Below are 24475 nucleotides of genomic sequence, written 5' to 3' on the forward strand. Positions count from 1 at the left end.
CGTGATCAGCCCGGCACGACCTGCGATTTGGTCTGCGGCAGGGCGTCGATTGCCGCGCGGTCGAGCCCGGTATGCGCTTGCACCAGCGCGTGCGGGGTCAGCGCCATCCACTGGCGGAGAGAGATGTCGGCGTAGCGGGGACTGCGAAACATCTCGAGAAAGGTCAGCGGCGTGTCGCCGGTATTCTCGATGTAGTGACCCATGGCGAACGGCACGTAGCCCACATCGCCGGCCTGATAATCGAAGCTGCGCGCCTTTGATTCCGAGCCGAACACCGTCATTCGTCCCTGTCCCGAGAGGTAGTATTGCCACTCGTCGCCGTTGGGGTGCCAGTGCAGTTCCCGCATCGCGCCGGGCTGCAGCTCGACCAGCGCCGCGGCGATGGTGGTGGAGGCGGGGAAGATCGCGGAATCCGTGATCCGCACGCTGCCGCCCTTCGTGCGGACCGGCTCCTGCGCCAGCATCCTGTGGCTGAAGCGCTTCGGCACAGGCCCTGCGCCGCCGAGCTGGTCATCGGCCAGGGCCCCCGGCTTCGGGCCGGGAAAGATGTAGAGTTCCTTCTCGGGGACGGTATCGAACGCGCTCTCCAGCCATCCGAAGTTTTTCGCCAGCACGTCCCGAGGCGTGTGTGCGAGCCAATCGGTGATGAGGAAGGTCGAGTCCTCCGAGAATCCGCCGTCATCGAACACGAGCAGAAACTCGCAGCCGTCCTCCGGCCCGTCGAGCCCTTGGATCGAGTGCGGGATGCCGGAGGGAAAGTACCAGAGGTCGCCCTCGCCGACATCGTCGGCGAAGGTTCGCCCCTCGCCGTCGATCGCGGTAATCCGGGCGCGGCCCTTGATCATGTAGGCCCACTCGGCCTCCTTGTGCCAATGCATCTCGCGCACGACGTTGGCCTTCAGGCGCATGTTCACGCCGGCCATGGCCTTCGAGATCGGAAGCTCCCGCGTTGTCGTCTGGCGCGCCCAGCCCCCTTCCTCCAGCCGCATGTGGCTGTCGGCGAAGGACCATTTCAGGTTCGGCATCGTGCCGTGATCGGTCTTCGGCGGGGCCATCGTGAAGGGGTCTTCCGCTTCCCGCGCCGCGTTGCGGGGGCCGAGGATGTCTGCGCCCTTGCCGCCGCGGACCGGCGATGGCCCCTCGGCCGAACGGGCGGAGTTGGCGCCCAAAGCCACGCCGCCCGCGGCGGCGATCAGGCCCCGGCGTGAGAACACGTTCATGACGACCTCGCTCATCCCATTGTCGCCCGGTAACGAGTTCGAGCCGCGTTCGTGTCCCTCTATGCGATCACGACATCCGGCGCGTGCGGCGGTCGGATCCCGTCCGCCGCGCCTTGCGGGATCGGTCCACGAGCCCCTAATCTCAGGGGCATGAGCGTCGTCGCGATCGATTTCGAGACCGCCAACGAGCGGCGCGACAGCGCCTGCGCGGTCGGGCTCGCCTGGATCGAGGGCGGCCGGGTGGTGCGGCGCGAATCCCGGCTGATCCGCCCGCCGCAGATGCGGTTCTCTCCCGGCAACATCCGCATCCACGGCATCCTGCCGGCGGACGTGCGCGACGCGCCGAACTGTGCCGAGGTCATGGCCGAATTCCTGCCGGACCTGTCGGGCGGTCTGATGCTCGCCCACAATGCCGGTTTCGATATGGGCGTCCTCGCCGCCTCGCTCGCCGCCTGGGGCGAGACGGTGCCCGAATTGGCCGGGTTCTGCACCCTGCAGATCGCCCGGCGCATCTTCCCCGATCCCGCCGGCCACGGCCTCGCCAAGGTGGCGGGGCGCCTGGGCATCCGCTTCGAGCATCACGATGCCGGCGAGGATGCTTATGCCTGCGCCGAGATCGCGCTCGCGGCCCTGCGCGAGACCGGCGCGACGGACATCGCCGACCTCGCCCGCGGCCTCGGGCTGACCCCGATCCGCGCGGTTGCCGGACCGCGGCGCGACTTCACCCGCTCCACCTCCGCCCACGCCCTGCGGGCCTCCGGCATCGTCGATCTGCGGCCTAAGGGCGAGTTGCGTTTCGCCATGCGCGGCAGCACCGGCAACCGCTATGTGCTGGAATTCGAGGAGCGGACGGACGGGCCGTATCTCCGCTGCTCCTGTCCGGCGGGCACGCATCGCCGCCGCTGCCGGCACGTCGATGCGCTCGTCGAGGGCGACGTCACCGATCTCACCTCGAACAATTTCGACGATGTCGAGCGGCTGCGCCAGCGGCTCGACGGCAAGAACGTCGGGCCGGCGCGGACGAGGGGTGTCGCGGCCGCTTAAGGTCGGCGGTGCCGCATGCTGATCCCAGGGCCGCCCAACACCGGTGACCGCGTCCGTGCCGGCGGTTCTTCGGCGATGCAGTGCCGGCAACGGGACGGCGCCTCATCGCCGGGAACGCTGGATTGAATACGGAAGCGGTACGACTCTTTAGTGCCGCTCGACTCATGACGCCGATCATTGTTGACGCGACGCGGGTGTGAAATCTTCGCTCGACGCGTCTGGCGGGTGCCGACGCCGACGACTTGGTCTCGCGGTGCGCCGACCAGACTGCCGATACGACCGCTTCGTGCGCGCCCCGCGACCTCCGTAGCAAGAGGTGCCGCCATGGATCACGATACGATGCGTCGGACGACCGCCGAATTTTTCGGTACCTTCTGGCTGACCTTCGGCGGGTGCGGGGCCGCCGTCCTGTCCGCCGCCTATCCGGAACTCGGGATCGGCTTTCTGGGGGTGGCCTTCGCCTTCGGCTTCACCGTGCTGACGATGGCCTACGCGGTCGGCCATATCTCGGGCGGCCACTTCAATCCGGCCGTCACGATCGGCTTGTGGTCGGCCCGACGCTGCGCCAGCCGGCACGTCCTGCCCTACATCGTCGCCCAGGTCATCGGGGCCGCGGTGGCGGCTTTCACCCTCTACACCATCGCGTCCGGCAAGGCGGGTTGGGTCCCCAATGGGTTCGCCTCGAACGGCTACGGTGAACTCAGCCCCGGCAAGTACGGCCTGGCCGCCTGCCTGATCACCGAAGTGCTGACGACATTCATCTTCATCTTCATCATCGTCGGGACGACGTCGAAGGGTGCAGCGGCGGGCTTCGCCGGCATTCCCATCGGCTTCGCCCTCGTGCTCATCCACCTGATCTCGATTCCCGTGACCAACACGTCGGTCAACCCGGCCCGGAGCACGGGCCCGGCCCTGTTCGCCGGCGCCGAGTATGTCGCGCAACTATGGTTGTTCTGGTTGGCGCCGATCGCCGGAGCGATCCTGGCCGGTATCGTGGCGCGCTGGCTCTACGAGCCCGCCGACATCGTCGAGACGGCGATCGTCGAAAGGGGTGTCGAAATCTGAAGCGAAACGCGAACGAGAACGAGGCCCTGAGCGACCTCGTTCTCGCGTCTGGCAGCGCTCTCAGGACGCTTAGAGCCGCTCCTCCTCGAACGCCTTCACCCATTCCGCGCAGATGCCGGAACGGACGATGTCGTCGAGGGTGAACTCCACGATCGGGATCGCCATCATCCGGCTCTTCACGAGGTGGATGACGGTGCGAAGCCCCGACGTCTCACGCAAGTCGGTCTGCGAGACGTCGCCGTTGATGATGACCTGGCAATCGTCGCCGATTCGGGTCAGGAACATCTTGATCTCGGCGGTGGTCGTGTTCTGCGCCTCGTCCAAGATCACGAGGCAATTCTTGAAGGTGCGCCCGCGCATCACCTCGAACGGCACCGCCTCGATGTCGCCGGCCTTCACCGCGATGTCGAAGGCGGCTGCGCCCATGCGCTCCTTCATCGTCTCGGTCAGGGGGGCGACCCAGGGCGCGATCTTCTCTTCCAGCGTGCCGGGGAAGAAGCCGAGCGAGCGGCCCGAGGGAACGTTGGGACGGGTGATGACGACCTTCGAGATCCGGCGTTGCCGAAGAAGATCCGCGGCGCGTGTACCGGCGATGAAAGTCTTGCCCGTGCCGGCAGGGCCTAAAACGATGACTTGCGAAGATGACGCGAGGGCGTCGAGGTACTGGCCTTGTTTATCCGTCAGGGGTTGGATCGGTGCTGGATTACGTTCCTCGTCGAAGCGTGTCCGATGCATCCGGATCGGTCGGTCCTCAACCAGTTCAAGCCGTGCGCGTCGTCTCTTCATGGATCAACACTCCACCTTGACTCGTGCGTGACTCTCGCAAACTCGCTTTTTCGACCAGTCTCGACTGTCCGACTTCTCCCTTGATTCGGCGAAGACATCGCCGATCTTCGTTCATCTGTACGCAAGAGCAAAGCCAAACCCGGTGAGTCGGTTCCACGGCTCGACGCGAAGGCTGTGGAACGCGGCTTTAAGGCAACGCTTCGCCCGCCCCATGAGGGTTGCAAGCGCGGGCGACGGGGGCGTGACGGCTCTGCGAAGAAGTGATGACCCGAGCGCCTCGTGGCGCTGCCGGCGGATCGGAGCGATCCTGACCAAAGCCATCGCGGGCGTCGCCCTCCCGGGGCGGCGGCGCAGCCGGCGGAGGCCGCCGGCGGGACGCTTCAACCGGGCTGGAGGAAGCTGTCGAGCACCATCTTCCGACCGGCCTTGTCGAAGTCAACGGTGAGCTTGTTCCCGTCGATGCCGGCGACCGTGCCGGGGCCGAACTTGGTGTGGAAGACGCGGGCGCCGTGCTCGAAGGAGGAGGGCGCACCGGTCGATTTGGCGATCAGTTCGCCCTCGATCTCCCGCGGTCCGCTCGTGCGGCCGCCCGCCCGACCATTCCCGAGCCCCCCACCGAACCCGCCCGCGGTGTTGGCTTGCGCCCGTTGCCAGCCCGGCGTGCCATAGGAGGAGCCGAATGGGGCCGGGTTGCGATCGAAGCGGGAAGCGCCGGCCGAGAAATGCGCAGGCGCCTCGACCACGTCCACGGCCTGCGGCGGCAACTCGTCGATGAAGCGCGAGGGAATGGTCGAGGACCACAGGCCGTGGATGCGCCGGTTGACGGCGAACGAGAGCTTGGCGCGCTTGCGGGCTCGCGTCAGGCCGACATGGGCGAGCCGCCGCTCCTCCTCCAGGCCGGCCCGCCCGCTCTCGTCGATGGCGCGCTGGTTCGGGAACAGGCCGTCCTCCCATCCGGGCAGGAACACCGTGTCGAATTCCAAACCCTTGGCGGCGTGGAGCGTCATCAGCGAGACGCGGTCGGCCCCTTCCGCCTCGGACGCCTCCATCACCAGGGAGACGTGTTCGAGAAAGGCGGCCATGTCCGGGAATTCCTCCATCGAGCGGACGAATTCCTTGAGGTTTTCGAGGCGCCCGGCGGCATCGGCCGAGCGATCCTTCTGCCACATCTCGGTGTAGCCGGATTCCTCCAGAATGGTCTGGGCGACCTCCGGATGAGGCTTGGTCTCCACCAGCCGAACCCAGCGGGAAAAGCTCTCGACGAGGCCGCGCAGCATCGAGCGGGCGCGAGGCTTCAGCTCGTCGGTCTCGATCAGCTTCCGCGCGGCGGCGAGCAGCGGAATCCGGTCGGCGCGGGCATAGGCGTGCAGCGTCTGCAGCGTCGCGTCGCCGAGGCCGCGCTTGGGCGTGTTGAAGATGCGCTCGAAGGCGAGGTCGTCGGCGCCGTTCATGGTGACGCGCAGATAGGCCAGCGCGTCGCGGATCTCGGCGCGTTCGTAGAAGCGCGGGCCGCCGATGACCCGGTAGGGCAGGCCGACCTGTACGAAGCGGTCCTCGATCTCGCGCATCTGCGCCGAGATCCGCACCAGCACCGCGATCTCGGAGAGCGGATGCCCTTTCCGCTGGAGCGACTCGATCGACTCGGCGACCTGACGCGCCTCTTCTTCCGAATCCCACGCGCCGGTCACCGTGACGGGCTCGCCCGCCGCGTCCTCAGTGCGAAGCGTCTTGCCGAGCCGGCCCTCGTTCTTGGCGATCAGCCCTGAGGCGGCGGCGAGGATGTGGCCGGTCGAGCGATAGTTGCGCTCGAGCCGCACCACGGTCGCGCCGGGGAAGTCGTGCTCGAAGCGCAGGATGTTGTCGACTTCCGCGCCGCGCCAGCCGTAGATCGACTGATCGTCGTCGCCGACGCAGGCGACGTTCTTCCGCGCCTGGGCCAGGAGCCGGAGCCACAGGTATTGGGCGACGTTGGTGTCCTGATACTCGTCCACGAGGATGTAGCGGAAACGGTCCTGGTAGTTGGCCAAGATGTCCGGGTTCTCGCGCCAGAGCTTGAGGCAGAGCAGCAGCAGGTCGCCGAAATCGACCGCGTTGAGCGTGGCGAGCCGGGCCTGATAGGCGGCGTAGAGCTGGCCGCCCTTGCCGAAGGCGAAGGCCTGCGCCTCGCCCGGGGGCACCTGCTCGGGACCGAGGCCCCGGTTCTTCCAGCCGTCGATGGTGTGGGCGAGCGAGCGCGCCGGCCAGCGCTTCTCGTCGATGTTCTGGTCGGCGATGACCTGCTTCATCAGGCGCAGCTGATCGTCGGTCCCGAGGATCGTGAAGTCGGATTTGAGCCCGACCAGCTCGGCGTGGCGGCGCAGGATCTTGGTGCCGATGGCGTGGAAGGTGCCGAGCCACGGCATGCCCTCGCCCGCCGGGCCGATGAGCTGGCCGATGCGGTGCTTCATCTCCCGCGCGGCCTTGTTGGTGAAGGTCACGGAGAGGATGTCGTAGGGGCGCGCCTTGGCCGTCGCGATCAGGTGGGCGATGCGCGTCGTCAGCACCCGCGTCTTGCCCGTGCCCGCGCCCGCGAGAACGAGCACCGGTCCTTCCGTGGCCTCGACGGCGCGGCGCTGCTCCGGGTTGAGGCCGGCGAGGTAGGAGGCGCCCTCGGGCCGCAGGGCGGCCATGGCACGGGCTGCGATCGAGGTCGGGGCCGACGGCGCATCGTCGTCGGACGGGCGCGGCCGGAACGCGCCGGGCGCGTCGTTGGGCTCTTGCATCATGCGCGCATCCCTGGACCAAAAGGCGAACGCCGTCGAGACCCGATCCGGAACCGCCGGCCCTGCTCACGCGTCACTCCGGAAACCCGAAACCGACACCGATGAAGGAAACGAGGCCATGCGCGCCCCGTCGCTCGCCCTCCTGACCCTGCTTGCCGCCGTGACGCCGGTGATCACGCCGGCGCTCGCGCAGAGCCCCGGGAACCGGGGCGCCACGAGCCGGCAGAACGAGGGCTTCGAGTACCGCAACCAGAACCGCAACTTCGAGCAGCGCCAGACCCTGGAGAACAGCGCGATCCGCAATCAGATCCAGCGGGCGCCGCTCAACGTTCCGCCTCCGGCCGGACCGTCCTTCGGCCCCCGGCGCTGATCGTTGGTCCAAGCTTGAGCGTGAGGTGCGGGCGGCCCTCTCCCTGTGCTATGGCGGCAGGAACGGGTTTTCGCGCGCTTCCGGGCTTCGGCTCATCGAACGCGTGACCCGCGAACGAAGCCCTGCGGTCCGCAGGTTTGGCGGAAGCGATAACGGTGCGTGATTTCCTGACCGCGCTCGCGGGCGCCGTCGTGCTGGTTCTCGTGGCGGCCCTGGCCGTGCCGCCCTTCATCGACTGGTCGGGTTATCGCGCGCTGATCGACCGGACGCTGAGCGAATCCCTCGGTGCCGATGCCCGCAGCGAGGGGTCGATCGACCTGCGGCTGCTTCCCTCTCCGCATCTGCGCCTCGGTCGGCTGCGGCTCGGTGGCGAGGATGGGCCGGCCCTCGACGCGCAGGCCGTCGATGCCGAGATCGCGCTGGCGCCGCTGCTCAAGGGTGAGGTTCGCTTTGTCCAGACGGCGATCGAGCGTGCGCGGCTGACCCTGCCGGTTTCCGACGAGGCCCTGCTTCTGCCGCGCGAGCCGCAGACGCTGAGGCGCGACGTCGTGATCGACGATCTGCGAATCCGGCGCCTCAGTGTCACCACCGCACGGGCGGGCGCAGAGCCCCAACAGCCTCAGGAGCTGTTCGCGGCCGAAAATCTGCGGCTCCGAGCGCCGGCGCTGGTTGGGCCCTGGCTGGCGGAAGGAACGGCGAAGGGAAGCCCGTTTCATCTCGCAACCGGCACCGTCGGCAGCGACGGCAGCCTCTCGCTGAAGTTCACCGGCGGCGGCGACACCATGCCCCGCCTCGAGCTCGATGCCCGTCTCTCCTTCAAAACCGAGGACGCCCCAGGCGGCGACCGGAGCCATCGCGGACTCGTGCCGGAGGCGGAAGGCACGGCGCGATTGACCGTCGGGCCGCCGGTCCAGCCGGCCGGTCCCGTCCTGCCTCTCACCCTGGCAGCCAAGTTCGAGTCGCGCGGCCCCGTGGCGCAGGCCAAGACGGTCGAGATCGAGCTCGACCCCGGCGGCAAGGCAGCGCGGCTGTCGGGCAGCGGCCGCCTCGACCTTCGCGACGGCCGTCTCGGCCTGACGCTCCGTACGCGCCGCCTCGACCTCGACGGGCTGCTGCTTGCCGGCGGAGCGGGTGGACGTCTCGGGCAGGGCTTGTCGTCCGGCGCCCTGACGCCGCCGATGCTTCTCGACCTCGATCTCGCCGCCGAGAGCGTTGCACTCGGCCTCGATGACTGGTCCGGCGTCACCCTTCGAGGCACCTTCGACCGGAGCGGCGGCCTCGTGCTGCGGCGCTTCGAGGGCACGGCTCCGGGCGCGGCGAACGTCGCGGCGACCGGCGAAGCCGAACTGTCGGGTTCACCCCGCTTCACCGGCCATATCGACATCGCCGCTCGCAATTCCGAGGGGCTCGGGCGCTATCTCGGCCGGCTCGGCGCGGAAGAGAGCGTCGCGGCGATCCTCGATGGACGCGCCCTCGAGCTCGGCACCGACCTTTCCGCGGCGGGCGGCGACCTCTCGCTGCGCAATCTGCGGCTCGCCCTGGGCGAGGCTCGCGTCACCGGCAATGCCCGCTACGTTCGGGCCGCCGCGAACGGGCGCGGACGCTTCGACGCGCAGCTCTCCGCCAACGGCATCGACATCGCCGAATTGCCGCCGCTGGGCGACCTGATGTCCGGCCTGCACCGGCACGATCTCGGCCTGACGCTTCGGGCGCGCGACGTGCGCTACGGCCCCCCCGGCGCCCATTCGGGCAACGGCACCATCGCGGTCAGCCTGCAATCGGACGGTGCGAGCCTCGTCGTCGATACGCTCGACATCGCCGACCTCGCGGGGGCGAGCGCCCAACTCGCCGGGCGCATCGCACCGGACGGGTCAGGCCGGATCGAGGGCCGCGTCACCGCGGGCAAGGCGGCGCCGCTGCTCGCCCTGCTGGAGCGCGGCTTTCTGCCGGAGGCGCGCCTCGTGCCGCAGAGCTTCCGCCAGAGCGGATTGGCCCTAGACGTCTCGCTCGAGCGGGAATCGGGTGAGGCGGATGCGTTGCGCGCGCATGCCAAGGGGCGGGCGGGGGAGGGCGATGTCGACATCGCCCTCCTGACCCGCTCCGGCCGGATCGACCGCCTCGAGGCGACACTGACGACGCAGAGGACCGCCCGGTGGTTCGGCCGCGACGACATCGCCGCTCTGCGCCAACCCGGCCGCCTGCGGCTGACCGGCGCCCGACAAGCCGCCGAGTCCCGGCAGGAGACCGCGCTTCTCGCACTCGAAGTCGAGGGTGACCTAGCCGGGCTCGTCCTCTCGACGGCGCGTCCGATCCGGTTCGATGCCCTCGACCGTCCTCCGACCGGCGGCGCTGTGCGGCTGCAGGCGCCCGATCTCGCGCCCTTCCTGATCCTGGCCGGAGCGGCCGCGTCGGCGACCGCGCCGCTGCCCGCCTCCCTCACCCTCGACCTGTCGCGCCGGAGCGCGGCGCTCCACGCCAACGTCGCGGGGCAGATGGCAGGGAGCGATCTCACCGCCGCCCTCGACCGCGCCCCGGACGGGGCGCTCAGCGGCTCCGTTTCTCTCGCCCGGCTGTCCCTGCCGGCTCTGGCTGCGGCCACGGTATTCCCCACCGAGACCGGCGGGCGCTTCGCCGCCGTGCCGGCGCAGCCTCAGGTCAAACTCGATCTCAGGATTGCCCAGCTCGATCTCGGCCGGGGCCTGCTCGCCGACAGAGCGAACCTGACGCTGGTGCGCGAGGGTGACGCGCTGAGCCTGCGCGACCTCTCGGCCGGACTCGCAGGCGGGCGGCTGAGCGGAAGCGCGACTCTCGCCCGGCCAGGGGGCGCCGCCGCGGTGTCCGGTGAGGGACAGATCGACGACGCGGAACTCGGCGGCCTGATCGGGGCCGGGTCGATCGGTGGCAGGCTCTCGGCGGTCCTGCGCTTCGGTGCCACGGGCGTGAGCCTCGCCGCCCTGGCGAATGATCTTTCGGGTAACGGCGAGATCCGGCTCACCGGCCTCGTGCTGCCCGGCGCCGACGCGGGCGCTCTCGACCGGGCCCTGGGGAAGGCGCTCGCCGAGGACGATCCTCTGCGCGAAGGGCGGCTCCAGGCTCTCGTGTCGGACGAACTTTCGGCGGGTCCGCTCAGGGCGACGGGACCGGTCTCGGCCCCTTTCACACTGTCGGCAGGCACCCTGCGCACGGCTCCGTTCGCGATCGATCTCGGACAGGCGCGCTGGAACGGCACGCTCCAGGTCGATCCGCGCCAACGCAGCCTTGACGCCCGCGGCGTCCTGACCGCGGCGGCCGGACCGAAGGGGTGGTCCGGGGCTGCGCCCGCGATTCAGCTCGGCTTTGCCGGCCCGCTCGCTGCGCCCGAGCGGCGGCTCGACACGGCACCGCTGACCACCGGGCTCGCCGCTCTCGTGCTCCAGCGCGAGCTCGAGAAGATCGAGTTGTTCGACGCCGACCAGAGCGAGCGCCAGCGTCGCCGCGCCCGCATCGAGATGGACCGCGCCCGCGCCGCAGCGGAGGAGGCGGCGCGCCAAGCCCGGATCAAGGCGCAGCAGGCGGCCGAGGAAGTGGCGCGCCAGTCCCGTCAGCGCGAGGCGGAGGAAGCCGCCCGGCGCGCCCGCATCGAAGCCGAGCCGGCGCCCATGCCCGACGCGCAGCCGCTCGATATCAGCCCGCCGAGCGGACGGCCCTGACGGATCCGCGCGCTGAGCGGCGCCTCGTTCTCCTCAGTCACGAATCCGGCCCGTCTTAGGGGACGAAATCGGCCTGTCGGAACACAGAGAGGGTGCTACTCTCTTCCATGGTCCGTGACCCGATGTCCGCTCACCGCTTTCAGGCTCCCTACGCCCCGGACGATGCGGCGCTGGCCGAAGCCTTGCTGCGCGAGGCGCCGCTGCCGGCCGCTACGGAGGCCGCGGTCGATCGCTTCGCCGGAGACCTGATCGACGCGATCCGTGCGGATTCCGGCCACGGCGCCGTCGAGGCGCTGCTGCGGGAATATGCGCTGACGACGCGCGAGGGGCTCGCCCTGATGAGCCTCGCCGAGGCGCTGCTGCGGGTGCCCGACGCCGCCACCGCCGACCGGCTGATCGCAGACAAGCTGCGCGAGGGCGATTTCGTCCATCACGCGGTGCGCTCGGAGGGCGGGCTCGCCCACGCGGCATCCTGGGCGCTCGGCCTCGGCGCCCGCCTCGTCGGACCACAGGACACTCCCGAGGCGACGCTCAGCGGCATGGTTCGCCGTCTCGGTCGTCCGGCCGTGCGCGCGGCGGCCCACCGGGCGATGCGGCTCATGGGCGGCCAGTTCGTGCTGGCGGAGGAGATCGACGCGGCGCTCAAGCGCGCCGGCTCCGGCAGCGCGCGGCGTTCGCGCTACTCCTTCGACATGCTGGGGGAGGGCGCTCGGACTGCCGAGGATGCGGAGAGCTACCGCCAAGCCTATGCCCAGGCCATCGCGCGGATCGGGCGCGAGGCCGGCAACGCACCCCTACCGGCCCGGCCGGGCATCTCGGTCAAGCTGTCCGCCCTGCATCCCCGCTACACCCCGTTGCAACAGGCACGGGTGATGGCCGAGCTGGTGCCGGTGGTGCGCGACCTCGCCCGTGACGCCCGCGCCCACGACCTCAACTTCACTCTCGATGCCGAGGAGGCGGAGCGGCTCGAGCTCTCCCTCGACGTCTTCGCCGCGGTGCTGGCCGATCCGGCGCTTGCCGGCTGGGACGGGTTCGGGTTGGCGATCCAGGCCTATTCGAAGCGCTGCCTCGCGGTGATCGATCACGTCGCCGCGCTGGCCGAGCATCACGGCCGGCGGCTGATGGTGCGCCTCGTCAAGGGCGCCTATTGGGATACCGAGGTGAAGCTCGCCCAGGTGCAAGGGGCGGCGGACTATCCCGTCTTCACCCGCAAGGCGATGACGGATCTGAACTATCTGGCGGCCGCGCGGCGGCTGCTGGCCCTCCGCCCGCGGCTGTATCCGCAATTCGCCACGCACAACGCGCTGACGGTCGCGAGCATCCTCGGCCTCGCCGGACTCGCCGACCGGCCGGCGACAGAGGAGGCCGGTTTCGAGTTCCAGCGCCTGCACGGCATGGGCGAGGCGCTCTACCAGCGGCTCTCCGAGCGGGCTCCGGGTCTCGGCCAGCGCGTCTACGCGCCGGTCGGCGGCCATCGCGAGCTGCTCGCCTATCTTGTTCGGCGCCTGCTGGAGAACGGGGCGAATTCCTCCTTCGTCGCCCGCGCCGGCGATCCCTCGGTGCCGGCGGGCGCACTCCTCGCCCGTCCCCGGGACCTGATCGAGACGCCCTCGCTGGCCCGGCACCCCAGGATCCCGCTGCCGCGCGACCTGTATGGGCCCGAGCGGCGCAACGCGCCGGGGCTCGCCTTCGGCGACGGCGTGGCACTGCGCCGGCTGAGTGTGGCCGTCGCGCAGGCGGCCGGCCCGGCCGAGGCCACGCCGATCATCGACGGGATCGTCGCGACCGGCCGCACCCGACCGATGGTCAGCCCGATCGACGCGACCGTGATCGGCAGCGTGATCGAGGCGGGACCCGACATCGCGGCACGCGCCATGGAGGGGGCCGCGCGCGGCTTTCTCGCCTGGGCGAAGATGCCGGCCGGCGAACGCGCGGCCTGCCTGGAGCGGGCCGCCGACGCCTTCCTGCGGGAGCAGGCCCGACTCCTTCACCTGCTCCAAGTGGAGGCCGGCAAGACCCTCGACGACGCCCTGGCCGAGTGGCGCGAGGCGATCGACTTCCTGCGCTACTACGCGGCGCAGGGGCGGCACCTGTTCTCAGAGCCCGAGAACCTCCCCGGCCCAGCGGGCGAGACCAACAGCCTGCGCCTCGTCGGACGCGGCGTATTCGTCGCGATCTCGCCCTGGAATTTCCCGCTCGCCATCTTCACGGGTCAGGTCGCGGCGGCGTTGATGGCCGGCAACACGGTCGTCGCCAAACCGGCGCCGCAGACGCCGCTGGTAGCGGATCTGGCCGTGCGCCTGCTGCACGGCGCGGGCATCCCGGGCAACGCCCTGCACCTCGTTCCCGGCGGCCCCGACACCGGTGCCGCGCTGATCGATCATCCGGCCCTGTCCGGCGTCGTCTTCACCGGCTCCACCGCGACGGCGCAACGGATCAACCGGGCACTCGCCGCCCGCGACGGCGCGATCCTGCCGCTGATCGCCGAGACCGGCGGCATCAACGCGATGATCGTCGACGCCACGGCGCTCCCCGAACAGGTGGCCGACGACGTCGTCGCCTCGGCCTTCCGTTCGGCGGGCCAGCGCTGCTCGGCCCTGCGCCTGCTGCTCGTGCAGGAGGACGTGGCCGACCGGATGATCGCGGTGCTGGCCGGAGCGGCGCGCGAGCTCTTGGTTGGCGATCCCCGCAATCTGGCCACCGACCTCGGCCCGGTGATAGACGCGGCGGCCAAGGCGCGGCTTGAGGCGCATATCGCGGCGATGACCGCCTCGGCGCGCGCGCACGTTTCAGGAGCGGCGCCCGCCGGCTTGTACGTGACCCCCCACATCTTCGAGGTCGGCGGCGTCGCCGATCTGCGGGAAGAAGTGTTCGGGCCGATCCTCCACGTCGCGCGCTATCCGGCGGACGGCCTCGCGCGGGTCGTGGATGCGATCCGGACGGACGGTTACGGCCTCACCCTCGGCATCCAGTCGCGCATCGAGGAGGCGGCTGAGCGGATCGCCGAGGCGCTGCCGCACGGCAATGTCTACGTGAACCGCAACATGATCGGCGCGGTGGTCGGAAGCCAGCCCTTCGGCGGAACCGGCCTGTCCGGCACCGGCCCGAAAGCCGGCGGCCCGCATTATCTCACCCGTTTCGCCACCGAGCGGACGTTGACCGTCAACACGGCGGCCGCGGGCGGCAGCATCGGACTCATCACCCTGGACGATTGAGACCGGATCGGCGATTCGAGGGGATGCGGTTCGAGCGAGCCCGAATAGCGTGGGGGATCCGCTTCGCCTTGGGAGGCGATCGGCTCGCGCGGACGGCTCAGTCCTCCACGACCTTCGCCACCGGGCGGTCGTTGCCCTGCGCGGTCTCGTCGTGCCACTGCCCGCGCCCGTCCTGGTAGCGGATGCCCTCGGTCGAGCCGGGCACCTGCTGTTCGGCCGCCGCTGCCTGCGCCGCCTGGAGTGCTTCCTGTCGGCTCGGGAAAGTCTCGGAGAAGACGTCTCCGACTTTGTAGGCGAAGCCGCCGTCGTGCTCGACGATGTGATAGGTCACCTCGGTCATCGCGAAAAATCCCGTTCTTGTCCGGCGCGCATTGCTATCGCGTGCTGGAGCCCGAACCGGTTTCGGCGCCGGAGGTTCCGATTCCCGGCCTCAATGCCGGGTCGGTGCCCGGCGCGGAATACGCGCCACGGCGGCCTCGCAACCTGCGATCAGTGAGCCGCGCACGTCGTCCGGATCGAAGCCGACGCCGTTGGGAAAGGCGAAGACATGCGCCTGAGTGCCGTCTTCCGGCCGGATGCGGGCGATCCATCCTTCCGGCGTCCGCTCGAAGCGGACTTCGTAGACGATACCATCCTGTTCGAAGCTGTGCGGTTCCATGGTTCGTCTTTCCGGCCGCAATGATGACGCGGCCCGGTGGCATGTGGGGACGCGCCCCGTCCGGGTGCGAGTCCCGACCAACCGGAATTCCGCCGCCGATGCGTCCGAGCACACTCTTCGTCGTCGCAAACCTCTGCCTCGCCGCCTCGCCCGCTCTGGCGCAGGGTGTGCCGTCCAATCCCTTCGCGTCAAATTATCCGTCCGCGCCGCCCCGCGCCGTGGAGCGGGACGGGCGCCTGCCGGCTCCCCGCGCACGGCGTCCGCTTCCGCCGGAACGCGGCGTGCGGGGTCTTCTGCCACCCGCCGCTATTCCGGATCGGTGAGGGCGAAGGGCCGGAGGCCTGCGCCTCAGGCCTGTCCCAGTTCCGCGACGATCGCGCTGACGATGCGCGGATCGTTCGGATCGACCTGGGTCGCGAAGGCGGCGCGCAGGGTGCCGTCGCGGCCGACGAGATATTTATGGAAGTTCCATTGCGGGCTCTGTCCCGGCTTCTGCTCGGCCGCCCAGCGATAGAACGGGTGCGCAGCGGGACCGCGGACATGGGTCTTGTCCGTGACGGGGAAGGTGACGCCGTGGTTCTTCCGCGCCGCTTCGGCGATGGCGGTACCGTCGAGGGGTTCCTGGTTGCCGAAATCCGGGGAGGGCACCGCGATCACCGTCAGGCCCCGCTCGCCAAAGCGGGTCCAGAGTCCCTGGAGGCCGACGAATTGCGGAGCGTAGCCGCAGGCTGTGGCCGTATTGACGACGAGAACGGGCTTCCCCGTATAAGCCGCGAGCGGAAGGCGACCGCCCTCCGGCTTGTCGAAGGTGAAGGCCGCGGCAGGCCCGCCCTCTGCGGCACGGGCCGCAGTCATGGCACCGCCCGCCGTGAGCACGGTGAGCATCGCGAGGCAGTCGCGACGGCGAATCGTCATGGCATGGTTCCTCCCGCGCGGAGGCTGCCACAGGCAGCCCGCCGCCGGGTACGGGCCCGATCGTCGCGGATCCGAGTGGCGGGAGCGTCAGACGGCGCGGGCGGCCAGCGCCTCACGCACCGACGAGGCGACCGCCTCCTCCTCGCTCGGGCAGGGCACCAGCAGCGCATCCGCCGGCACGAGGTCGGCGCAAGCGCTGACGGCCGAGTCGCAGGCGACGACGATGCCCAGATTCGGGCGCAAGGCTCGTGCCTCCGCGGCGAGTTCACTGAGCCCGAGCGAGCCGTGCAACTCGGCGTCCGTCACGAGAACATCGACCGGCAGCCCCAGCACGAGAACGGTGAGGGCGTCGACGGCCGAGTCGACTGAGATCGCGCTGTAGCCGGCCCGGCGGATCTGCCCGTTGATCTCGTCGCGCCACTGCTTGCGTCGCCCGGCGACCAAAACCTGTACACCGTAGCAACTGCGCGGCGCGCCGGCTCCGCCGATGGAGCCGTCCGCGCGAACGGATGCCGGGTCGACGGTCGCCTGCTCACGGTCTTGGGTGCGCTGCATCATCTCAGGTTAAGCAGATCGCAAAATGCATTCAAGTGTCTCGGATTGATCATGCGGCCCGTGCACCTTCCGTGACACACCTTTCAAAACTCGATGATCCTCGCCGTCGTCTTGCAACCTGCAAATTGTGCGACGCCCACTCCGATCCGCTCACCTGCTCGATGCATGCGTGCCGCTCGCACGCGCGTGCCGGTGGGTGACCGTCGAGAGACCCGGCCGGAGGGGCGCGCGTATGCCTCAATCGGACCTTCCGCTCAAAGACGATGGTCCGCGTGTTGACGTGAAGCCCGGCGGGCGCAAGACAGCGGCCCGCGACCTTGAGCTTCATGCCCGTGTCGCCTCCGCGTGCGAGGCCGCGCCTCCCGACGCGGCCAAATGGGCGAAAACGGGTACGAGACGGAGCCGACGACCCATGTCATCCACGGAAATCTCCCCCCTGGCCCCCGCCACGTCGCCGTCGCTGCCGGAGATCGCGGGCGTTCGCCTCGCCACGGCGCAGGCGGGCATCCGTTACAAGAACCGCACGGACGTGCTCTACGTGGCTCTGGCCGAGGGCACGCAAGTCGCGGGCGTGTTCACCCGTTCGCGCTGTCCGTCCGCGCCGGTGGATTGGTGCCGCGAAGCCTTGACGGCGGGAGAGGGCGCGCGGGCGCTCGTGGTCAATTCGGGCAACGCCAACGCCTTCACCGGGATGAAGGGGCGCGATGCCGTGGCGCTGACCGCCGAGATTGCCGCCCAGGCCGCCGCCTGCGCGCCGAAGGCGGTGATGATCGCCTCCACCGGCGTGATCGGGGAGCCCCTCGACGCGCGCAAGTTCGAGGGCGTTCTGGCCGATTGCGCCGCCCGTGCCGAAGGGGGCGCCGAGGCCTGGTCGCAGGCGGCCCAGGCGATCATGACCACCGACACCTTCCCGAAGCTCGCCACGCGCCGCGTCGAGATCGACGGCGTATCCGTGACGATCAACGGCATCGCCAAGGGTGCCGGCATGATCGCCCCCGATATGGCGACGATGCTGGCCTTCGCCTTCACTGACGCGGCCCTGCCGCAGGACGTTCTGCAGGCGCTGCTGAGCGAGGGAACCAAGACCTCGTTCAATTGCGTGACGGTGGACGGCGATACCTCCACCTCCGACACGCTGCTGCTCTTCGCCACCGGGGCCGCCGGCAACGCGGCAGTCACTCGCGCCGACGATCCGCGGCTCGCCGGCTTCCGCTCCGCCCTGGACGATCTGCTGATCGAACTCGCGCAGCTCGTCGCCCGCGACGGCGAGGGCGCCAACAAACTCGTGACCGTCGAGGTCGAGGGCGCCGAGAGCGATCGATCCGCCCACCGCATCGCCATGTCGATCGCCAACTCTCCGTTGGTGAAGACGGCGGTCGCGGGCGAGGATGCCAATTGGGGCCGTGTGGTGATGGCGGTCGGCAAGGCCGGTGAGCCGGCCGACCGTGACCGCCTCGCGATCTGGTTCGGTGACGTGCGGGTCGCGGTCCAGGGCGCCCGCGATCCCGATTACAGCGAGGAGGCGGCGAGCGCGGTGATGCAGCGGCCCGAGATCACCGTGCGGGTCGATCTCGGCCTCGGCCAGGGCCGCGCCCGCGTCTGGACCTGCGACCTCACCAAGGCCTACGTCGCCATCAACGGAGACTATCGCTCGTGAAGTGTTCCGCGCTCGCCGCTTCCCTCCTGCTCCTCAGCGTGGCGGCAATGCCGGTCGCCGCCGATGACGAGTCCGGCCGCATCCGGGTGATCGGCCGCGCCTCTCAGGAGGTCGCGCCGGACTTCGCCTCCGTCGAGGTCGGCGTCGAGAGCCGCGGCGCGACACCGGCCGCCGCCCTCGATGCGGCGAGTCAGGCGGCGAAGGGCATCGTCACGACGGCGAAGGAGATGGGCGTGGCGGACGCCGATATCGGCACTTCCGCGATCACGCTGCAACCGCGGATCAAGAATGTCCGTCAGCCCGACGGGACGATGGGCGAGCGCGAGGATGGGTACACGGCGAGCAACCGCGTGCGGGTGCGGCTGGCCGAGATGGGCAAGCTCGGCGAGTTGATGCGGCGCACCCTCGATTCCGGCGCCAACCGGATCCAGGGGATCAGCTTCGGGCTGCGCGACCCGGCCGCGGCGGACGCCGCCGTGCAGGTCGCCGCCGTGAAGGACGCGCGGGCTCAGGCCGAGCGCATCGCCGAAGCGACCGGTGTGAAGCTCGGCACCGTCGTCTCGATCGATTCGCCGCCGCGCGCCGACACGCCACGCCCCGCGCCCTACGGTCTGGCGATGAAGGCCGCCCCCTCCCGCGGGCGAACCGCCGTTCCGGTAGAGGCCGGTTCGATCGAGACCTCGGCGGAAGTCGAAGCCGTGTTTGCGATCGGCCGATGAGCGCTTCGGTGAAGCTCTTGCTCGTCGTCGCGGCGGCGCTCGTCGATGCCGATGGCCGGGTGCTGATGGCTCAGCGCCCGGAGGGCAAGGCGCTGGCCGGCCTCTGGGAATTTCCCGGTGGAAAGGTCGAGCCCGGCGAGCGGCCGGAGGAGACGCTGATCCGCGAACTGGCCGAGGAACTCGGCATCACGGTGAAGGAGCCCTGCCTCGCGCCGCTCACCTTCGCGAGCCACGCCTACCCGGATTTCCACCTGCTGATGCCGCTCTACATCTGCCGGCGCTGGGAAGGGTTTCCGCAATCACGCGAGGCGCAGGCGCTCCGCTGGGTGCGCCCGGGGGCCCTGCGCGATCTGCCGATGCCGCCGGCCGACCTGCCGCTGATCCCCTTCCTGATCGATCTGCTCGGACCCTGACCGGGCTCGAGCCGAGAGAGGGACGGGAACGATGGCGCGACGGGCGAAGGCGGCGGTCGAGAGCGCGGCGTCAGCGAAGACGCCGACGGATTCGACGCTGCGGAAGAAGTCCCGAAGCACCACGCCGACCGCCGAAAGCCTCGCGGCGCTCAGTCAGGATCGGCTCATCGCCCTGATCCTCGAAGAGGTCGGCCAGAGCGCCGCCTTCAAGAAGCGGGTGACCGCCGCGCTCGCCGCGCTCCAGGGGCCGGACCGGGTGGCGGCGATGATCGACCGTCGCCTCTCTGCACTGGAGAAGGCCCGCGGCTACATCGACTGGCAGAAGCGCAGGGCCTTTGCCGCCGACCTCGACGCCACGCTGGCGACCATCCTCTCCGACCTGAAGCCGCTCGACACCGAAATGGCGCTCGACCGCATCCTGCGCTTCCTCCGGAGCGCGGACGCGACGCTGGAGCGGGTGGACGATTCCAGCGGTCAGGTCCACGCCATCTACGAGACGGCTGCCGAAGCCGCCGCGGGCCTTGCGACGGGACTGTCGGCAGAGGCCGCGCTCGCTTTCGTGACCCGCGCCATCGACGGTCTCGAGCGCGACGGTTTCGGCCTCATCGGTGCGCTGCTGGACGATCTTCTGCCGAACCTTCCGAAGGAAGCGCTCGCGCCGCTCGACGCGCGTCTGGTCGAAGCCATCGCTGCACTTCCCGCCCCGGCCCGGCGGAAGGCCGATCCGGCCGGCACGGCGCCGGCCGGTCAGGATTGGGAGCGGCGCTACCGCCGTCTGAGTCTGAACCGCCTGCGTCAGGTCATCGCCGACGCCCGCGGTGACGCCGACGCGTTCATCGCCCTCGAATTGGAGATGTCCCCCGAGCGACCCGACCGCGTCGCCGTGGCCGAGCGCCTGCTCACTGCGGGCCGTGCCGCCGAGGCCCTCGATTGGATCCGACGCGAGCAGAAGCGCGGACCGGCCGTCACGACCCGCGAGGGTCTGCTGGTCGGCGGTTTCGCTTCGCAGGGGCCAGAACGTGAGCGCGAGGCGGTGGAGATCCGCATCCTCGATGCCCTTGACCGGAAGGACGAGGCGCAGGCCCTGCGCTGGTCGCGCTTCGAGAAGAGCCTCGATCCTCAGGCACTGCGCGACTACCTTGCCCGCCTGCCCGATTTCGAGGACGAGGAGGCGCTGGAGCGCGCTCTCGCCCACGTCGCGAGCCGCAAGGACCCGCATGGCGGCCTCTACTTCCTGGTGCGCTGGCCGAACCTGGATCGCGCCGCGCGTCTCGTGCTCGATCGGCGCGAAGAGTGGTCGGGACGGATCTGGGAGGTACTGGCTCCGGCCGCCGAGGCGCTGGAACCGGACCATTCCCTGGCAGCGAGCGTGCTCTACCGCGCGCTGATCGCAGACATCCTTGAACGCGCCCGCTCACCGGCCTACGGCCACGGTGCCCGGTACTTGGCGCGTCTCGCAGAACTGGCACGGGACCTCTCGCCGGGCGCTCTCACACCGAGCCACGCCGATTATGTGGCGCAGCTTCGCAAGGCGCACGGGCGAAAGAGCGGGTTCTGGTCCCAGGTGGAGGCGTAGGTCCCCGCTTCATGCCTCGATGGCATCGACCCGGTCCGGGTAGAACGCGACGTGGCCGCGGATGCGAGCCACCGCCGGATAAGGATTTTCATAGGACCACGCCGCCGCTGCGCGCGGCGCGCCGTCGGCCGAAAGATCGAAATAGGAGGCCTCCCCCTTGTACGGGCAGTAGCTTCGCCGCGGGTTCAGGTTGAGCAGGCCCGGGCCGACATCCTTCCGCGGGATGTAGAGGACGGGACCGTAGCCCGCCTCGCGCAGCTCCAGCGCCTGCCGGGTCTCCGCGACGACTCGCCCTCCGAGCCGGATCCGCACCGGACCGGGGTGGGGCGTGATGGTGATCGGATGGGCCGGTCCCGGTTCCTTCATGACGCGTCTCCGTCGATCGGCAGGCGGTGCTCCGCAGCTCCGAGGGCGTCGGCGAGGCGCGTTTTCGCGCTGCCGGGCCGCAGCGGCTTCTGCTGGCTCTCGTGGGGCGCCCAACCGGACAGCCACAGGATCTCGAAGGTGGCCCGCAGCCGTCCGTCGGGATCGGAGAAGCGCTCGGCATAGATCGAGGCCGCCCGCATCAGCGTTTCTCGCCGCAGCGGCGTGCGGCGTCGATCGCTGAGGGCATTGGTCAGCCCCATGGCGCGCAGGTCACGCATCAGCGAGAACGGATCGCCGTAGCGCACGGTGATCGTCTCCGCGTCCACCACCGGCAGGGCGAATCCGGCCCGCTGCAGCAGGCCGCCGAGGTCGCGCAACTCGGCGAAGGGCGCGACGCGCGGGCTCACTCCACCCTCCGTCTCGCTCTCCGCCTGCAGGAAGGCCTGACGTAATTCTGTGAGCGTCGCGCCGCCGAGGAGTCCGGCCAGAAGGAGGCCGTCCGGCTTGAGCGCCCGCCGCAGCTGCAGCAGGGCGCCGGGCAAGTCATTGACGTGTTGGAGCGCGAGCACGGAAACGGCCAGATCGAACCCGGCACGGGAGCCGAACGGCAGCAATTCAGGATCGCCGACCACCGCGCCGTCCGATTCGGCCGTCGGGCTGAGGCGAATCATCCGCTCGACGCGGCCGCTGGCCCGCAACCGCTGCGACAGTGCCGGTACGGGCGTGCCGAGATCAAGGGCACGGGGGAAGGATCGCGTCACCGCCGCGAGACGATCCTCCAGATCCTCGATCATCCGCTCCACGAGGAAGCCGGCATAGCCGGCCCGTCGCGCGCGGGCGATACGTCGGCGGACAAGGGCGGGATCAAACAGGGGCGGGGACTCGTTCATCACAGAGGCAGATGGGGCTGAAAGCGCGCCGCGGCCAGGGCAATCGAGCCGTCCGGACCGCGCGCCTGGCAGGCTCCCGCTGCGAGGGTGAAGCGAATGCCGCGACCGGTCCATGCGCGCCATGCTTCGGCGGCGAAATGACCCGGAACGGAATCGTCATGTCACCGTTTTTGCACGTCGATCGAAGAGGTTGAAGATGACACGGATCCTGATCCGCGCCGCTCTGATCCTTGCCGCCGTTGCGCTGGCAGGAACAGCAGAGGCGAAAGGCTGCCTGAAGGGCGCCGTTGTGGGCGGAATCGCCGGGCACATGGCCGGACACGGCGTCGTCGGTGCGGCGGCGGGATGCGCCATCGGACGCCATGAGGCGAACAAGAAGGACAAGACGATCCGGCAGGGCGACCGGGACGGCAGCGCCCGCTGACGGCGCAAGCTCGAAGCGACCGCCTCTCGGTGCCGGCCCCCGGACTTCCTGTCCTGCGGCAGGGTTTGCGGCGCCTCGCCGCGTCCGTTGTCGGGCTGATCTATCCGCCGACCTGCGTGGCCTGTGGGGCGGCCACCGGACAACCCCACGCCCTCTGCGCCGTCTGCTGGAGCGGATTTCGCCTGATCGAGCGTCCCTATTGCGAGCGGCTCGGGACGCCCTTCGCCCTCGATCTCGGGGTCGGCAGCCTGATCTCGCCCGCCGCCATCGCCGAGCCGCCGGTCTTCGGACGTGCCCGGGCGGTCGCGCTCTACGACGGGACGGCGCGCGACCTCGTGCACCGCCTCAAATTCAACGACCGCCTCGACCTCGGCCGGACCATGGCCCGCATGATGGTCGCCGCCGGGCGCGAATTGCTGGAAGAGGCCGACCTCGTCGTACCGGTTCCGCTGCACGGCCTGCGCCTCTGGCGGCGGCGCTTCAATCAATCGGCCGTGCTGGCCCGCGAGATCGGACGGCGGAGCGGAAAGCCTTACGACCTGCGCGCGCTCGCCCGCGTGAAGGCGACCCGGTCTCAGGTCGGTCTGACGCGCCATCAGCGCGCGGAGAATCTTCAGGGGGCGTTCCGTGTGACCGACACCGGACGGTTACGGGTCGCGGGCCGACGCCTTCTTCTCATCGACGATGTGACCACGACCGGCGCGACGGGCAACGCTGCCGCCCGCGTGCTGCTGCGTGCCGGCGCCGCGGGCGTCGATCTGCTGACCTTCGCAACCGTGACGCGCGATGGGGTCTGATCGGCCATCACTGCCCCTCAAACGACCGCCCGGAACGGAAACGGGGGCCTGAAGGCCCCCGGTCCGACCGCCCGTCGATACGGCGTCCGCCTCAGGCGCCGGCGGGCTCCATCCGGCCAGCGGCCTGCACCTGTGCCTCGGTCGGCTGGTCCAGCACCTTGCCGCGAGGACCGACCCAGGCGCCGACCCACTTGCGCTGCCACAGGAACAGGCAGCCGAGCACGAGAGCCGTGAAAACGGCGTAGACGACGAAGCCCGAGGCGAAGCCGCCGGTATACTGCTTCGAGAAGCCCATCACGTTGGGCAGGATCGCGCCGCCGAGGGCGCCGACCTCGCCGATCATCGAGCCGGCGACCGCGGTGTTGGTCGGCCAGCGCAGGGGCACGAGCTGGAACAGCGCGCCGTTGCCGGCGCCGAGCGCGGCGAAGCAGAGCATGAACAGCAGCGTCGTCACGGCGAGCGAGGGCGTCGCGGTCAGCGCCAGGAACGAGCCGATCGCGGCCAGCAGCACCAGCGAGAGCACCAAGATGCCGCCCATCCGGTCGGCGAAGTAGCCGCCGAGGATCCGGATGCCGGATCCCATCAGGGCGGCGAGCATCGTCAGGCGCCCGGCCTCGACCTTCGTCACCGCGAACTGCTCGTAGAAGAAGGTCGGCAGGAAGTTCGACAGGCCGATAAAGCCGCCGAAGGTGATGACGTAGATCAGCGAGAAGGCCCAGCCGTCCTTGGTGAACAGGCAGGAGACGTGCTCCATGAAGGTCTGGCCGTGGCAGTCCGGCGGCTCCTTCGCGAGGAAGATCATCACGAGGATCGGCAGGATCATGACGATGCCGGCAAAGCCATAGACCGCCTGCCAGCCATAGGCCTGGGCCACCGGCGGCGCGAACAGCACGGCAAGCACGGTGCCGGAATTGCCGGCGCCCGCAATGCCCATGGCGAGCCCCTTGTGCTCCGGCGGGAACCAGCCCGAGCCGAGCGACAGCGCCACGCCGAAGGAGGCGCCGGCGATGCCGAGCAGCACGCCCATGGCGAGCACGTCGTTGTAGGACGAGACGAAGAAGAAGCCGTAGGCCATCGCCAGCACGATGACGCCCATCTCGGTCAGGGCCGCGTTCTTGCGGCCGATATACTGGGCCAGCACACCGAGCGGGAACCGCATGATCGCACCGGCCAGGATCGGCAGCGAGATCATGAAGCCGGTCTGGGCGGGGGTGAGCTTGTAGGTCTCGGTGATGAACGGGCCCATGGCGCCGTTGAGGACCCAGATCGCGAAGCAGAAATCGAAGTAGAGGAACGCGGCGAACAGGGTTGGGGGATGCCCCGACTTCATCACGGTCTTGAAGGAAGCCATCGG

21 protein-coding genes are annotated in these 24475 nt (G+C 69.9%); 11 read left to right on the top strand and 10 right to left on the bottom strand.

Translation table 11 applies throughout. The features are described 5' to 3' along the window. Positions 1-5: 5 nt before the first annotated feature. Entirely contained in the window at positions 6-1220 is a 1215-nt protein-coding gene (locus HNR01_RS00880) for an oxalate decarboxylase family bicupin (RefSeq protein ID WP_183666387.1), read from the bottom strand. A gap of 150 nt (positions 1221-1370) precedes the next feature. Between HNR01_RS00880 and HNR01_RS00885 the strand changes: the two genes are divergently transcribed. Both HNR01_RS00885 and aqpZ read left to right on the top strand, forming a co-directional pair. Next, the gene (locus HNR01_RS00885) at positions 1371-2264 is read left to right on the top strand and encodes a 3'-5' exonuclease (protein ID WP_183666055.1); all 894 of its coding nucleotides are present in this window, start codon (positions 1371-1373) and stop codon (positions 2262-2264) included. A 324-nt stretch (positions 2265-2588) separates the two neighbouring features. Next, positions 2589-3329: an aquaporin Z gene (gene aqpZ, locus HNR01_RS00890; protein WP_153875349.1), complete on the top strand. Its 741-nt coding sequence runs from the start codon at positions 2589-2591 to the stop codon at positions 3327-3329. Positions 3330-3398: 69 nt separating this feature from the next. On the opposite strand, the gene HNR01_RS00895 is transcribed toward aqpZ, so the two are convergent. Together HNR01_RS00895 and HNR01_RS00900 are read right to left on the bottom strand one after the other, a co-directional pair. After that, positions 3399-4115, bottom strand: a complete 717-nt coding sequence (locus HNR01_RS00895) for a PhoH family protein (protein ID WP_183666057.1) — start codon at positions 4113-4115, stop codon at positions 3399-3401. A 380-nt stretch (positions 4116-4495) separates the two neighbouring features. After that, entirely contained in the window at positions 4496-6880 is a 2385-nt protein-coding gene (locus HNR01_RS00900) for an ATP-dependent helicase (protein ID WP_183666059.1), read from the bottom strand. Between the two features lie 115 nt (positions 6881-6995). Between HNR01_RS00900 and HNR01_RS00905 the strand changes: the two genes are divergently transcribed. The 3 genes from HNR01_RS00905 to putA all read left to right on the top strand — a co-directional run bounded on the left by HNR01_RS00905 (position 6996) and on the right by putA (position 14151). Beyond that, positions 6996-7247, top strand: coding sequence for a hypothetical protein (locus tag HNR01_RS00905; protein ID WP_017482763.1), 252 nt, complete (start codon positions 6996-6998; stop codon positions 7245-7247). 155 nt (positions 7248-7402) lie between these two features. After that, positions 7403-10936 (top strand): AsmA family protein, encoded by a 3534-nt coding sequence (locus HNR01_RS00910; RefSeq protein ID WP_183666061.1) that lies wholly within the window; start codon positions 7403-7405, stop codon positions 10934-10936. A 107-nt stretch (positions 10937-11043) separates the two neighbouring features. Next, on the top strand, positions 11044-14151 hold the full coding sequence (gene putA / locus HNR01_RS00915; protein WP_183666063.1) for a bifunctional proline dehydrogenase/L-glutamate gamma-semialdehyde dehydrogenase PutA: 3108 nt from the start codon (positions 11044-11046) through the stop codon (positions 14149-14151). A gap of 97 nt (positions 14152-14248) precedes the next feature. Here the strand turns inward: putA and HNR01_RS00920 are convergent, their stop codons facing one another. The 4 genes from HNR01_RS00920 to HNR01_RS00935 form a co-directional block, all read right to left on the bottom strand. Then, on the bottom strand, positions 14249-14491 hold the full coding sequence (locus tag HNR01_RS00920) for a DUF2188 domain-containing protein (protein WP_017482766.1): 243 nt from the start codon (positions 14489-14491) through the stop codon (positions 14249-14251). A gap of 90 nt (positions 14492-14581) precedes the next feature. Continuing rightward, a complete protein-coding gene (locus HNR01_RS00925; protein ID WP_017482767.1) occupies positions 14582-14809 on the bottom strand; it encodes a hypothetical protein in 228 nt (75 codons plus the stop codon). Between the two features lie 348 nt (positions 14810-15157). Beyond that, positions 15158-15724, bottom strand: coding sequence for a glutathione peroxidase (locus HNR01_RS00930; protein WP_183666065.1), 567 nt, complete (start codon positions 15722-15724; stop codon positions 15158-15160). Between the two features lie 87 nt (positions 15725-15811). Continuing rightward, complete coding sequence (locus HNR01_RS00935) at positions 15812-16282, bottom strand: response regulator (protein WP_017482769.1); 471 nt, start codon at positions 16280-16282, stop codon at positions 15812-15814. Between the two features lie 409 nt (positions 16283-16691). Here HNR01_RS00935 and argJ point away from each other — a divergent pair, with 409 nt between their 5' ends. Genes argJ through HNR01_RS00955 form a run of 4 tightly spaced genes read left to right on the top strand, consistent with a single transcriptional unit; the run spans position 16692 to position 20644 of the window. Further along, the gene (argJ, locus tag HNR01_RS00940; protein ID WP_183666067.1) at positions 16692-17936 is read left to right on the top strand and encodes a bifunctional glutamate N-acetyltransferase/amino-acid acetyltransferase ArgJ; all 1245 of its coding nucleotides are present in this window, start codon (positions 16692-16694) and stop codon (positions 17934-17936) included. 47 nt (positions 17937-17983) lie between these two features. Then, positions 17984-18655: an SIMPL domain-containing protein gene (locus HNR01_RS00945; RefSeq protein WP_153875386.1), complete on the top strand. Its 672-nt coding sequence runs from the start codon at positions 17984-17986 to the stop codon at positions 18653-18655. Next, positions 18652-19068: a (deoxy)nucleoside triphosphate pyrophosphohydrolase gene (locus tag HNR01_RS00950; protein WP_017482772.1), complete on the top strand. Its 417-nt coding sequence runs from the start codon at positions 18652-18654 to the stop codon at positions 19066-19068. Before HNR01_RS00945 ends, HNR01_RS00950 begins: the two co-directional genes overlap by 4 nt. 31 nt (positions 19069-19099) lie before the next feature. Continuing rightward, complete coding sequence (locus HNR01_RS00955; protein WP_183666069.1) at positions 19100-20644, top strand: DUF6880 family protein; 1545 nt, start codon at positions 19100-19102, stop codon at positions 20642-20644. 9 nt (positions 20645-20653) lie between these two features. On the opposite strand, the gene HNR01_RS00960 is transcribed toward HNR01_RS00955, so the two are convergent. Further along, complete coding sequence (locus HNR01_RS00960) at positions 20654-21010, bottom strand: DUF427 domain-containing protein (protein ID WP_153875360.1); 357 nt, start codon at positions 21008-21010, stop codon at positions 20654-20656. Next, positions 21007-21900, bottom strand: a complete 894-nt coding sequence (locus HNR01_RS00965) for a methyltransferase domain-containing protein (protein WP_183666071.1) — start codon at positions 21898-21900, stop codon at positions 21007-21009. Before HNR01_RS00965 ends, HNR01_RS00960 begins: the two co-directional genes overlap by 4 nt. Positions 21901-22096: 196 nt before the next feature. Between HNR01_RS00965 and HNR01_RS00970 the strand changes: the two genes are divergently transcribed. Together HNR01_RS00970 and HNR01_RS00975 are read left to right on the top strand one after the other, a co-directional pair. Beyond that, the gene (locus tag HNR01_RS00970; RefSeq protein ID WP_017482776.1) at positions 22097-22324 is read left to right on the top strand and encodes a hypothetical protein; all 228 of its coding nucleotides are present in this window, start codon (positions 22097-22099) and stop codon (positions 22322-22324) included. A gap of 29 nt (positions 22325-22353) precedes the next feature. After that, complete coding sequence (locus HNR01_RS00975) at positions 22354-23121, top strand: ComF family protein (RefSeq protein WP_183666073.1); 768 nt, start codon at positions 22354-22356, stop codon at positions 23119-23121. 91 nt (positions 23122-23212) lie between these two features. On the opposite strand, the gene HNR01_RS00980 is transcribed toward HNR01_RS00975, so the two are convergent. Further along, entirely contained in the window at positions 23213-24472 is a 1260-nt protein-coding gene (locus tag HNR01_RS00980; protein WP_183666075.1) for an MFS transporter, read from the bottom strand. Positions 24473-24475: the final 3 nt, after the last annotated feature.

The organism is Methylorubrum rhodesianum (assembly GCF_014199985.1).
Lineage (GTDB): Bacteria > Pseudomonadota > Alphaproteobacteria > Rhizobiales > Beijerinckiaceae > Methylobacterium > Methylobacterium rhodesianum.